This window comes from Pseudoalteromonas denitrificans DSM 6059, from assembly GCF_900112265.1.
GTDB lineage: Bacteria > Pseudomonadota > Gammaproteobacteria > Enterobacterales > Alteromonadaceae > Pseudoalteromonas > Pseudoalteromonas denitrificans.
This window is the reverse complement of record NZ_FOLO01000024.1, coordinates 61,731-74,887: the sequence shown is the minus strand read 5'-3', so window position 1 is coordinate 74,887 and position 13,157 is coordinate 61,731. Positions and strand designations below refer to the sequence as shown.

Here is a 13,157-nt window from a genome sequence, read left to right as displayed (position 1 = left end):
CCTCCCTGAATTAGGTTACATTAGTAGTAAACAAGCAAGCAGCTTAGTCGGTGTGGCACCTATGAATCGGGAAAGTGGTCGCTATCAAGGTATGCGAAAAATACAAGGAGGTAGACATCAGGTAAGAACTGTTTTGTTTATGGCTATGATGTCCGCCATTCAAACTAATCCGGTATTTAAAGCTCATTACCAAAAATTACTTGCCGCTGGGAAAGCAAAAAAAGTAGCGATCATCGCCTGTATCAGAAAGATGGTAGTGATCTTAAATTCAATGCTCAGAGATGGAGTTATGTGGGAAGCACCAAAAGTTTAAAATTAGCTATTGACGCCATAGTCTCTTAATAGACCGATTTATTCCGTGTTTAAACACGGACTTTTTCCGTCTATCATGATTTTTAATAAATCTAGAATACATTTATTCAGCCATAATATCAAAGACTTTGACTACTTTTTTGTCTTTTCACCCTGCGTGAAAGACGGATTTTTTCCGCCTATCAAAGACATATTTACAAAAACAACTAAACTGTATAAATATACAGTTATAAATTAATGAGTATTTTAAATGTATCAGTCAGCTTTCTTAAATAGTATTTATGAATTTATGCTTACTCGTCGCTACGCTAAACGAACCATTGAAGCTTATATTTATTGGATCAAGCGCTATATTATTTATAACAATAAACAGCATCCATCAGACATGGGAAACCGAGAAGTAGAACTTTTCTTATCATATTTATCAAATACCGAAAACGTTGCCCCAGGAACACAAAGCATCGCCTTAAATGCATTAGCTTTTTTATATAAAGAATTATTAAAAAAACCTCTATCTTTGAAACTCAATTTTAAAAAATCAGCACGTCAGCCCAAATTACCTATTGTATTAACAAAACCTGAAACAGCATTATTACTACAATCAATCGCATCTCCTTATTGGCTAATTGCTAATTTATTATATGGAAGTGGTTTAAGATTAATGGAAGCCGTGAGATTACGTATCCAAGATATTGATCTTGATTACATGTCTGTATTGGTTTGGCAAGGGAAAGGCGGTAAAAATCGCAGAGTAACTTTAGCTGAAGAAATTGTTGAGCCCATTAAACTACAAATTGATGTGTGTAAGCAATATTTTGAATTAGATAAAAATAATCAAGACTATCAAGGAGTCTGGCTACCCTTCGCACTTAGCAAGAAGTATCCTATGGCAGAAAAAGAGCTTGGTTGGCATTATCTATTCCCCTCATCTAGATTAAGTACTGATCCCTATAACAATGTTATTCGTCGACATCATATTGACGAAACAGCATTACAAAAATCAGTCAAAAAAGCAGCCAAATCAGCTAATATTGATAAAAATGTCACTTGTCACACTTTACGACATTCATTTGCAACGCATTTATTACAACGTGGCGCTGATATACGTACTGTACAGGAACAACTTGGGCATACTGATATTAGAACCACACAAATTTATACTCATGTTATTCAAGCTGGCGCCAATGGCGTACGCAGTCCATTATCTGATTTATAATTGGAGGAAATTGTGGGAATAAGACCAAAAGTTCATTTTTTTGATACAAGTAATAACCTTAAAAAAATTCCCTACAGCAAGTTTGATAGGCTATTAGCCGGTGATCAAAAGGTATGTTATCAACAGTATGCTTCTCAAAGGATCAAATGCGCTATTTCATACGTGGAAATACTTAACCGTCAGCCAATAAAAATTGTACATTGTGATTATATAATAATACCTTTCAATGAAGTGGGTGGTTTAAACATTGTTGAATATCAGCACGGTAAAGCATTAATGTATCAATCAATTGACCTATTAAGTGATTTAAATAATATTATTGATTTGCAGCGTCTTAAAGCCCAGAAACAATTCAGCAATGATTTTACCTGGCAAGCAAATCAACAGCAGATAAAAGCAATTGTAGATCAAATATTTTTCTAATTTAAATCTGAATAATTATAAAGCAAAAACCGAGCGATAAGGCTCGGCTCTTTCTAACTCATTCGTCATCCAAAACATTTCAGTAATAGCACATTGTCATTTATCGTTATAAGATAAACTTGCTAATGTTTATTTCTATTTTCTACATAAAATATACTTTAATGCACTACCTTGCCATTTAAAACCTGATTATATTGACCATTCTCTATGGTTAACGCACCATTTATCAATACGGTCTCTATGCCGGTCGATAAAACATTCCATTTTTTAAAATTCGCTTTATCGCTAAATTTATTTTCATCAAAAACAATAATATCAGCGTAATGCCCTAGTTTTATTTCACCGCGTTTTTCTAAATTTAGAATTTTTGCCGTCTGTGAGCTACTTTGTTTTATAAATTGCGCCAAGGTAAGTAATTTTTGTTCTTTAACATATTGGCGATATTTTTTAGGAAAACTTGCATATTTTCTAGGATGTCCGTTTGTGCCATCAGATGAAGTAACAACCCAAGGTTTTACCATAAAATTCTCAATATCTTGATTAGACATATTAAATGATGCAATACGAATTTGAGGCCCTTGCACTAAGCTTATAACTGTATCCGTTTCAGACAACCCCATATCTTTAGCAATTTGTTTTAATGTTTTACCTACCAAACTTCTATCTTGTGTTACCGTGACTAATAATGCTTCACCGCCACCACGACGACGAATGTTTTCCGTAATTTCAATTTTTATTTTTGGTAAAAGTGTGTGGTTATTTAATCTTCCATGAAAGCGTTTTTGAGAGTCAGCCATAACCCATTTAGGGACTACAGCACTGGTTAACATCGTGCCCGACGCTTGCCATGGGTATTGATCGGCTGAAATACTAATGCCTTGCTGTTGCGCTGTTTCTATTTGTTTAATAACGTCCGTACTTTGCCCCCAAACATCCACGCCCAATGCTTTTATATGTGCGATATGCAAATGAATATCTGCTAATTTTGCAATCTCTATTGCTTCTGAAACTGCCGCTTTAAAACCAATATTAAAAGTACTTTCATCTCTTAAGTGAGTATCATAAATACCTTTATATTTTGCAGCTGTTTTTGCAAGCTCAACAACTTCATTTGTATCTGCAAAAGCCCCAGGCACATAATATAAACCACTAGATAAGCCTATTGCGCCTTGCTTCATGGCCGTATTAAGTAATGCTTTCATTTGTGATATTTCTTCAGGTTTAGCAAATCGCTCTGCTCTACCTATTACGTGATCTCTTAATTCACCATGACCGACCAACAATGCGGTATTTGTGCCGATACCGTTTTTTTCAAGTTTTAGTTTTGTTTTTAAAAAATCAACGGGGCCACCGCCATCATTACCATTAACAACTGTGGTCACACCTTGAGTCAGATAATTGAGGTTGCTATTTTTATCTGAGCTCATGAGCTCTTCTAAAGTATGTGTATGTGCGTCAATAAAACCTGGGCTAACTATCTTGCCTTTGGCATCTATTACCTTTTTAGCATTTATTACTTTGCTATTTGAAGCATACAGACCACAAATAATTTGTTCACACACAGCTATGTCTAATTTTTGACCTTGATCACTTGTACCTGTAAAAACAGTGCCAGACTTTATTAAAACATCAATATTAAGCTGTTGTTCATCATCTTGTGTATTGATGTTATTTTCTAAGCACGCTACAAGGCCCAACAACACAGTAACTAACGTTAATAAACGCATGTTTTTATTTTTTTTATATAAAGTCATCTTATTTTCCCGTCACTGGATCACTGCTTATCAGAGTTGTCATTAATGTATTAGCTGCACTGACAGCCAACTTATCAATAAACCTTCTGTCAGTATTGTCACCCATTTCATAGGTAATGGCATGTGCTTTGAATTTATCAGTAAAATATTGTTTAAATACGCCTTTACCTGGGTTATTTCCTGGTTTTTGTATCACATTAAAATCTGGATATTCTTTATCTAAACTATTTAACCAAGTTTCAACTAAATAGGGCTGCGCCATACCGTAGTCTGATGGCATGGTATAAAAAATATCTTGTTTGGTGGAGTGAAAATCTACCGCCATGCGCATTTTTTGTTTTTGACCAACAAGCGCGGTTAAATAGTCATCGACTTGTTTAGATTCAATTTGATCAAAGGTTTTCCAACTGCGATTTAAATCTATTCCGTTGGCATTATGACGCCAATGTCCTAGTTGAACCCCATCAGGATTAAGGTTTGGGATCACAAGTACGTTAAATTGTTTTCTAAATTCAAGTGCTAAATCTGAATTTGATAATAATGTTTCAGTAAAAGGAAATATGGCCAAAGCACCTGTGACTTCTGGCGGGTGCTGTCTTCCTAAAACCACTAGCCAGTTTTTGCCTTCACCTTGTGTTTCTATTTTATAAATTGGTTTTTTTTGTGTTGAATGACCTAATACGGTTTGTATGATATTTTCCTGTTCTGCTAGATTTCTTCCCCACTGAAAATATTGCTCATTAGTTAATATTTCTTGTGCTGATATCCAAGTTGGTTTGTCACTTACATTTAACTGAAACGACATTTTTTTATTTCTTAATCTATATTTTTGTAGTTGCCAATGCTTGCCATCTTGACTCACTTTTGGCGGATACCTATGCTCACCACCAACCACTTTCATCACAATTTTAATATTCGTTTCAGATTTTGCAGTGACTTTAAATGCATACCAAGGGCTGTTATTTATTGGTGGCTTATTTTTTGCTGTCAATTCTGGAAATATGGTTAATTCAAATCGAGTATCACTAATTTGTTTGCATTGCCCTAATCTTGCGGTTGCAAAATCATGTTCAAATATCACGTTTGAAAAATCACAAGCCAGTGATTTAAAGCTTGTTAAAATACATAAACCAATAAATAAAATACGTTTCATACACTATGCTCTTTGCTGTTTTATTTTTATACACTGAAAATAAAAAATACAGGCTACAAAGCCTGTATTTAATTATCATAACTAAAAGGTTTTACTAAAACTCATATGAAAGTATCGACCTCTATTTGAGTGAAGCCCACCAAAATAACCATAACCAAGTTCATCAGCTAAAGGCGGTTGTTCATCAAATAAATTACGTACACCAATACGTAATTTACTATCTTGAAGTACAGTTTTACCTTCAAAACGATAATCTGCATAAAAATTAACAGTTTGATAGCTATCTACTGGCAATTTAATGACTTCATCGTCAACCGTTGCTGTCGTACTTGTATCTTCTACTTCGCTGACATAATTGGTACTCATACCCGCACCCCATTGTTCCATGCGCCAGTTAATAGAAGCACGGGCTCGCAGTTCTGGTCGTCCGTCTTGTTTCAATAAATCGCCTACATTTTTTACAACCTGATCAGCAGGTACTGATGGGTCTCCTGCTTTTTGTGCTGCAACCAGTTGCGCTGAAATAGGATCTGCAACTTGTTCAAATTTAGTTAATTTAGCCGCATTAAAAGTAAATTCCCAATCACCAAAACTCGTATCCCAATCATAGGTTAAGCTTAAATCGACCCCTTCAATTTCTCTGGCATCTAAGTTTTTGTAAGTATTATTAATTTTAATTACTTCATTGGTATTAGGATCACGAATTACGTTTTCATTGTATGTACCTTGTGAACGTAACAATGAATCATAAAGTAGGTGCGAAGACCCAGGTAAAATACCAACAAGATCTTTTTGCTCAATTCTCCATGCATCTAAAGTAATGGTTAATTGATCGCTAGGTTGGAATACAAAACCAATTGATGTATTTGTATCATCTTCGGGGGTTAAACTTGTATTGCCACTTCTCACATCAACAATGGCATATTTTTTATCTAATATTGGATCATATAAAGTATTACTGCGTGGAACCGCTTCAGCCGTTACTTGTGGTAAACCCGGTGCGCGAAAACCACCAGCATATGATGCACGTACACTCATCCAGTTTGCAGGCTCCCAAAAAACAGCAACTTTTGGTTTAAAAGCAGAGCCAACATCAGAGAAGTTTTCATATCGACCTGCAAGTTGTAACTCAACATAATGGGATCCGCTATCTACTAACGGTACTAGTAATTCAACAAATGCAGATGTGACATCACGATCACCTTTTGAGTCAGGTGTAGGGCTGCTTCCTAAAACATTACTGCCCGATAACGTAATACCTGTGATTTGATCTATAAAAGGATTGCTACCATCTAGCAGTTCATCACGGTCATCTTCAAAAGTTTCATGTCTAAACTCAAGTCCCATAGCAATCCCCACACTGCCTGCAGGTAAGTCCCATAATTCTCCATTGCTCGTTTTAAAATCAATAGATGCAAGGCTGGTTTTAGAGTCTCTTGTAACATCAACCATAAATTGGTCAATGACACTGTGTGAATTTAAACTTGTATCACCTGTGTTTGGGTTATTAAGATCCCCCCCTGTAAATATATTATAAGCAGTTGCAGCATTGCTACTATTGATAGCAGCTTGAAATTTACTTGCCTGAATGCGATTTGCCATATCATTTGTTTCAGCTTCACTATAAAAAGCAGCAGTTTCCCAGTCCCAGTCGCCTTTTATGCCACGTAATCCAGCCAATGCACGATAACTCATATCATCAACTTGAATATTTCTTGGGCCGGTATCTATTGCACGATAGCTTCTAACGGTTACTTCTTCATTAAAGGGGTTAAATGCTGCATCAGCCGAAATTTTAAATCTTTGCGCCGTTAAATTAGGCGTTTGTTCACGTGTTCTTTTTGCTTGTGCATTATAATAAATGGCTTCGCCAAATAACTCTATATCATTGCCTAAATCATGGGTTAAATACGTATAAAAGTTTAATCTATCTACATCTGATACTAAAGAGCGATCAGCGCCTCTGTCATATCGATTATCTCTTGGAAAGCTCCCCTTATCGGCGCAAACACCACCCGCTAAATCTTCAACACAACCAGATTGCGTATCCGGTTGTAAATGAAAACGACCCAGTGAACTTGATTGAAAATCGCCCCAAGGGGTTGCTGTTGAACGATTATCTAATTGTGTACCGTCGATGAAAGCTTCAGGTAAACCTGGGTATTGACGTAAATCATGGCTTGCGGAATAATCTCGCTCACTTGCCATCATACCATTACGTTCATAATAAGTTGCTGAAGCCGTAATATGCGTTTTACCGCCATTGAGGTCAAAGCCAGTTAAAAAATTAAATGTTTTTTCATCAAGAGGTGTACCTTCAGAACTACCATAAGACACACTTACTTTACTGCCTTCAAAATCATCTTTTAATTTATAATTAATCACACCAGCAACAGCATCAGAGCCATAAATAGCTGCCGCACCATCACGTAAAATCTCTAAAGAACGCAGGCCAGATACAGGTAAAGTATTTGAATTTACAGTTGTGACTGGAACGAAATTTTCAGATTGTGTACCAGGGTGATTAACTAAACGTCGACCATTCAGTAAAGTTAAGGTATTACCTGTACCAACACCACGTAAATTAATGGATGACACATCACCACGCGCATCATTAACCCCACCATTTCCCGTTGCACCACCAAATGCAACTTCACCGATTTGTGGAATAGAACGTAGCAATTCATCCCCCGTTACGGCACTTGTATTTTCAATATCTTTTTCAGTCAACGTCGTAACAGGTAAAGTACCAATATCTGTTGCACGTTTAATGTTTGAGCCTACTATGCTAATTCTTTCAATTTGTTCATCATCAGATTTTTCAGCTTCAGCTTGCACTAGATGAGGTGATAAAGCTGCAATAACACACATACTAAGACGTGTCAGCTTATGGTGACTTGTTGTATTTTTTATCATGAGATTTCCAGTTGTCATGCCCATTTAAATTTAGCCAGGTTTATTCTAGTTTTATACCTGAACATTTATTTTTTATTTATTCCTGCTGCATTAGCTCATTTGAACTAAGCGGCTATATCCAAACTATGACTAACTACGTTGACTCTAAATAGCTTGTGGCTATAACCATGAATAAAAATGATGAATTTAACAATTGACTCTTGATAACAAGATTATAACCTTTGGTTATACCTTGTAGAATTTATAAAAGATTACAAATAATTAATTAACTGTTAAGTTTTATTTAACGAAAAAAAATACTAGTATCTCGCATTATGAAACCAATAAAACATTACACAGGATTAATCGCCATTGTACTTGCACTCATACTGAGTATTTTTGCATTTTTAACAACCAGTCCTATTTACAAAGAACAATTTTATGTTTATCAAACTTATCAAAATAGCCAGAATAACACTGTATATAAGTTTAAAGATAAAGAAGTCTTAGTCGGTGATGTTATTAACTATAGCTCATCTCCTCTTCGTCAACAGTCACTTGATAAAAATGGAAAACCGGAACATTTATCGCAGCAATGGGTTATAAAAAACGATGGACAACTGGCGTTATTAAAACCAGATTTTCACTTAGGTTTTTGGTCTTTATTACCCGCAATTACTGCAATTTTATTATGTTTAATAACAAGAGAGCCTTTGATCGCTCTATTGTGTGGTGTCATTTCTGGGGCATTATTATTAGGTAAATTTAATATTATTGACCAAATCATCATTCCGAATTTAGCCACAGATAGCGCCGCAGGTATTCTCGTTTTATATTTGTGGCTACTGGGCGGGTTAATGGGCATTTGGTCAAAAACAGGTGCAGCCCAGGTATTTGCCGAATATATGACCGCACATTTTGTAAAAGGACCTCGTTCAGCAAAATTTGTATCATGGCTGTTAGGCGTTATTTTTTTTCAAGGGGGCACTGTCAGTACGGTTGTTGTGGGCACCACAGTTAAACCGTTAGCCGATAAAGCAAATGTTAGCCATGAAGAAATGGCCTATATTGTTGACTCTACAGCATCACCAATTGCCTCTGTTATTGCTTTTAATGCGTGGCCTGCTTATGTACAAGCGCTTATTTTTGTACCCGGTGTGAGTTTTTTAGCAACAGAGTCTGACCGCATTAATTTCTTTTTTAAAAGTATTCCCTTTAGCTTTTATGGCATATTTGCCGTTATTGGGACTTTATTAGTCAGTCTTAATATCATGACCTTTGCAGGAAAACGCCTTAAAAACGCACAAAAACGTGTCATTAAAACTGGCCAACTTGATGCTCAGAATGCCAGACCTATGAGCGCAAAAGAGCTTGCCCATCCAAGTATTCCACAAGGCTATAAGCCTCATGTTGTCGAATTCATATTCCCATTATTCACGCTTATTATTATTGCTATCAGTACATTTATTTTAACTGGCAGTCCTGCTGTTCATTGGGCTTTTACTTGTGCATTATTATTAAGTTGCTTTATCGCTTTAGCCAAAGGCATGGCACTTCATAATGTAATTGATGGCATTAATCAAGGGTTAAAAGGCGTCGTTCTCGCATCAGTTATACTCATGTTAGCCATTACAATTGGCGCTATCAGTAAACAAGTTGGTGGGGGTCTATATCTGATAGAGCTTTTAGGTGAAGGATTACCATTTTGGTGTTTACCTGTTATTTTACAGCTCTTAACTATGATAATTTCTTTTTCAACAGGCACTAGTTGGGGCACTTATGCCATTGCTTTTCCTTTGGCTATGCCATTAGCATGGACCATAGCTACGGGCAGTAATTTAGATAACCCAGAAGTATTTATGATGATTTGTTTTGCAACGGTTTTAAATGGAAGCGTTTTTGGCGACCAATGCTCTCCAATATCAGACACCACAATACTCAGTGCTATGACCACAGGGTGTGATTTAATGGATCATGTAAAGTCTCAAATTGTGCCAGCCAGTTTTGCAGCATCTATTGCTGCTATTTTATGGACAAGTTCGGCAGTGTTTTTAGCCTGATGCAATTAAAATTTCCTAACACGAATAAACTAAAACCTAATTTATATACAAAAACATATTTAAAAGCAAAGGCACTATCATGAGGCTAAGACACATAGAAGTTTTTCACGCAATTTATATGACAGGTTCTATTACTAATGCGGCACAATTTCTACATGTGTCTCAACCCTCTGTCAGTAAAGTATTAGCGCATGCTGAAATGCAATTAGGGTTTGATTTATTTCAGCGCATTAAAGGGCGTTTAACGCCAACAGCTGAAGCACATATGCTGTTTAGTGAAGTAGATAAAGTATATAAACAAATACGGTCTGTACGAAATACAGCTGAAAACATAAAAAAAAGTAAAACGGGTAATATTAATATAGGGTTAGCGCCTGCGCTGGGTTTTGAACTTGTGCCAAAAGCCGTTGCTGAATTTAAAAAAATGCACCCTGAGGTCAATATAAACATTCAAACGATGCATAATGAACAAGTACAACAAGCGTTACTTGAGCGTAAAATTGATTTTGCTTTAATGTTTTCTCCACCACCTTTGCCAGGTATAACGCAACAACGCATACTTGAGTCTCAATTAGTCGTGGTATATCCCAACCTATTTTTTCCAGAAAAACCTGACACCATGAATGTTGAGCAATTAATAAACCAAGAAATTATCGGTATTTGGGATAGTGGCCCACTTGGAGATATTGTGTTTAATCGTATCTCAGATCAAGACATCAAAATGAAATGTAATATTCAAGTCCAAACCTATTTTATTGCAGCCAGACTCGTTGCACAGGAAATGGGCGTTTGCATCATTGATGAATATACAGCCAAAGGAAATTTATGCGATACCACCTCAATTGCAGCACTTTCCCCCCCATTGAGCTTTAACTTACAGGCTTTACACTTAACGGATCAACAATTATCCCAAACCTCTAAACAATTGTTGGATGAAATAAATAAAGTGGTTAATGGCTAATCACTATTTTTTAATGGGAAATCATTTAAAACTGCATTACAAAGATGTCGGCTGAAAATTGTTTTAACTGAGCACTGGCAACCAAATCATGATTGATGTCAAAATAATTAAAAGCGCCTGATGATTGATAATAAAGTTTTATTTCATCATTTTCAGGGGTATAAACATAAATATGCTTTGATGGAATGCTTTGACGTTTTAAAAAGTAAAAGATACCATTTTTCATTTTCCAGGTTTGAAATTCTTCAGTAATTTTTTGTGTCATTTTTACCGGAGTTGCTTGTGTATCAATTAACGAGAGTTGCCATAAACCCACTTCCCCTTGGCGTGAAAAATAAACATTTTTGCCATCATCACTTTCAACAACAATGTTACCTCCTTGCTGCGTGATAAGTGTCGGGTTTGAGTCATTAACTGATGTTTGCCAAATCAACCATAGTTCACTTTTTTTAGATGTAAATAAAACCCGTTTACTATCAGCCAACCAGCTCGGACTTTGTGGGTTTTTAATATCAACTGTTTCAAGATTAAAAAAATGCTGACGTTCAATATCATAAATTTGAATACTTGAATTTTTTTCAGTAATGGCATTTAACACAATTTTTGTATTATCAGGAGAAATAGCAATGCTTTTAAAAAATGCATTGTCTGGTTTTACTAAACGCTTTTGCTCTTTTGTCGTCAAGTCGTAAAGCCAAAGCTCAGAACCATTTGCCAATAATCGCGTATATACAATAAACTGACCATCATCTGAAAATACGACTTCTCTTTCGAATTTAGAAGACTTAAGCTCAATCAATTTTTCGCTATGGTTTTCATTTAACCTTTTTGAGATCACTATATTGGCATTACTTTGTAACTCAGAAAAAATCAACTGTCTACTGGCTGTATTAAAACTAGGATGAAGCATACTGCGGCCACTAATACGCGAAAGCGCTTCAGAGCCATCAGTTACATTTAATAATACAAGTTCAGAACGACTACTAGCATCAGAGATATAGATCACAGAGTCATTATCTAACCAGTCGATTCCCAGTAAGTTTTGACTTTTTGTTGCAAATTCAGTCTCTATATTTGTCACTATATTAAGCACCATTATTTTATCAACGCCACTTTCATTTGTTCTTGTAAACGCAATTAATTTGCCATTAGGAGACACACTTGGATTAGCATCACCAATCATATTTTCGGGTGGGTTAGTCAGTTTGAGTGCTTGCCCTGATACTATATCGACTTTAAATAGAGCGAGTGCTTTTTTAGTTTCTTGATTTTTTGTGAAAATGACAGAATTAGTATCCTTATCCCATGTGAGTGATTTTCGCATGGTACGAATTAACTCACCTGAACATGAGGAGAGTAAACGACTAGGACCTCCTTGCATATTTACAAGACGCACAGTGCAAGTTGAACCTGACATATGAATATATGCGATATTTTCACTGTTCCCAGACCAAACGGGATTACCGTATAAACCAGCGATATCATTTAAAATACGCTCATTACCGCTATCGATATCTTTAATAATGAGCTGATTACTTTGCAAACCTTCCGGGGCTCGGATAAACGCAATATGTTTATTATTTGGTGATATTTCGGGAAAAATTTCAAGTGCTTGGTGACTTGTAATAGACAGAGTTTCAAGTGGTTTATCTAAGTCAATAGTTGAAGAAGGTAAGCTATGAATGAAGACCTTTTGACTCATAAAAAAAAGAAACACAGCTATTATTGCAACTGTGAACCCTAAAATTAAGGGTTTTTTAAATGATTTAGGTTGTATTTTTTGCTTTTCTTTTTTGGCTGTTTTAACAACTTCAGCACGCAAACAATAGCCTTTTTTAGGAACTGTTTCGATATAACTTTGACATTGGGAGTCAGCAATCAGTACTTTGCGTAACTTGCCAACCATATTATTTAATGTATCGTCTGTTGCCGATACTTCAGGCCAAACATTTTTGATCAATTCTTCTCTTAAAATAACTTGTTCTGGAAATTGCGCTAAATACAGCAATAACTCCATTACCTTTGGCTGAACTTTTATACTTTTATCGTCTTTAATAAATCGAAGAGATAAAGGGTCTATCTGCCAGGCACCTACCGTCAAGTTGTTTTTATGCGTATTGATCGTCTTTGTCCATTAAATCATTTTGTGCAGTATACCCCTGTTAATTAAAAATCAGCATATCAATTTTGTTAATTTGTATTTCAATCTCCATTAAATAACATTACTTGTTACCTATAAAAATAAGTTAATAAATTGAAATTTAAACATAATACAAAGGAAGTACTCCCAGTGACGATGAAACCTTAGGAAATAATAGCGCCCCCTCACATATAGTGATCTCTCAATGGCAAAATAAAGCACAACCTTTTAAATACTTAGACG

9 protein-coding genes are annotated in these 13,157 nt (G+C 35.7%); 5 read left to right on the top strand and 4 right to left on the bottom strand.

Going from position 1 to position 13,157, the window contains the following annotated elements; all coding sequences use genetic code 11:
• The 3 genes from BM088_RS14990 to BM088_RS14980 all read left to right on the top strand — a co-directional run.
• A partial coding sequence (locus BM088_RS14990) for a transposase (RefSeq protein WP_143085086.1) occupies window positions 1-313 on the top strand: 313 nt, incomplete at its 5' end.
• Window positions 314-562: 249 nt separating this feature from the next.
• Window positions 563-1,528: an integron integrase gene (locus tag BM088_RS14985; RefSeq protein ID WP_091985804.1), complete on the top strand. Its 966-nt coding sequence runs from the start codon at window positions 563-565 to the stop codon at window positions 1,526-1,528.
• Between the two features lie 12 nt (window positions 1,529-1,540).
• Complete coding sequence (locus tag BM088_RS14980) at window positions 1,541-1,951, top strand: hypothetical protein (protein ID WP_091985799.1); 411 nt, start codon at window positions 1,541-1,543, stop codon at window positions 1,949-1,951.
• A gap of 158 nt (window positions 1,952-2,109) precedes the next feature.
• On the opposite strand, the gene BM088_RS14975 is transcribed toward BM088_RS14980, so the two are convergent.
• The 3 genes from BM088_RS14975 to BM088_RS14965 all read right to left on the bottom strand — a co-directional run bounded on the left by BM088_RS14975 (window position 2,110) and on the right by BM088_RS14965 (window position 7,774).
• The gene (locus BM088_RS14975; protein ID WP_245763833.1) at window positions 2,110-3,705 is read right to left on the bottom strand and encodes an N-acyl-D-amino-acid deacylase family protein; all 1,596 of its coding nucleotides are present in this window, start codon (window positions 3,703-3,705) and stop codon (window positions 2,110-2,112) included.
• 1 nt (window position 3,706) lies between these two features.
• Window positions 3,707-4,858, bottom strand: coding sequence for a M14 family metallopeptidase (locus BM088_RS14970; RefSeq protein ID WP_091985795.1), 1,152 nt, complete (start codon window positions 4,856-4,858; stop codon window positions 3,707-3,709).
• Window positions 4,859-4,939: 81 nt separating this feature from the next.
• Window positions 4,940-7,774 (bottom strand): TonB-dependent receptor domain-containing protein, encoded by a 2,835-nt coding sequence (locus BM088_RS14965; RefSeq protein ID WP_091985820.1) that lies wholly within the window; start codon window positions 7,772-7,774, stop codon window positions 4,940-4,942.
• Between the two features lie 314 nt (window positions 7,775-8,088).
• On the opposite strand from BM088_RS14965, the gene BM088_RS14960 reads away from it, so the two are divergent.
• Both BM088_RS14960 and BM088_RS14955 read left to right on the top strand, forming a co-directional pair.
• Window positions 8,089-9,813, top strand: a complete 1,725-nt coding sequence (locus BM088_RS14960) for a Na+/H+ antiporter NhaC family protein (protein WP_091985792.1) — start codon at window positions 8,089-8,091, stop codon at window positions 9,811-9,813.
• Window positions 9,814-9,892: 79 nt separating this feature from the next.
• Window positions 9,893-10,774 carry a LysR family transcriptional regulator gene (locus tag BM088_RS14955; protein WP_091985789.1) on the top strand — a complete coding sequence of 294 codons (882 nt, stop codon included), beginning with the start codon at window positions 9,893-9,895 and terminating at the stop codon, window positions 10,772-10,774.
• A gap of 25 nt (window positions 10,775-10,799) precedes the next feature.
• On the opposite strand, the gene BM088_RS14950 is transcribed toward BM088_RS14955, so the two are convergent.
• Complete coding sequence (locus BM088_RS14950; RefSeq protein WP_091985786.1) at window positions 10,800-12,875, bottom strand: winged helix-turn-helix domain-containing protein; 2,076 nt, start codon at window positions 12,873-12,875, stop codon at window positions 10,800-10,802.
• Between the last annotated feature and the right edge of the window lie 282 nt (window positions 12,876-13,157).

Excerpts from the sequence above, each read along its gene's own strand:
- BM088_RS14970 (WP_091985795.1), bottom strand. The coding sequence starts at position 4,858 with ATGAAACGTATTTTATTTATTGGTTTATGTATTTTAACAAGCTTTAAA.
- BM088_RS14955 (WP_091985789.1), top strand. The coding sequence starts at position 9,893 with ATGAGGCTAAGACACATAGAAGTTTTTCACGCAATTTATATGACAGGT.
- BM088_RS14960 (WP_091985792.1), top strand. The coding sequence starts at position 8,089 with ATGAAACCAATAAAACATTACACAGGATTAATCGCCATTGTACTTGCA.
- BM088_RS14985 (WP_091985804.1), top strand. The coding sequence starts at position 563 with ATGTATCAGTCAGCTTTCTTAAATAGTATTTATGAATTTATGCTTACT.
- BM088_RS14965 (WP_091985820.1), bottom strand. The coding sequence starts at position 7,774 with ATGATAAAAAATACAACAAGTCACCATAAGCTGACACGTCTTAGTATG.
- BM088_RS14975 (WP_245763833.1), bottom strand. The coding sequence starts at position 3,705 with ATGACTTTATATAAAAAAAATAAAAACATGCGTTTATTAACGTTAGTT.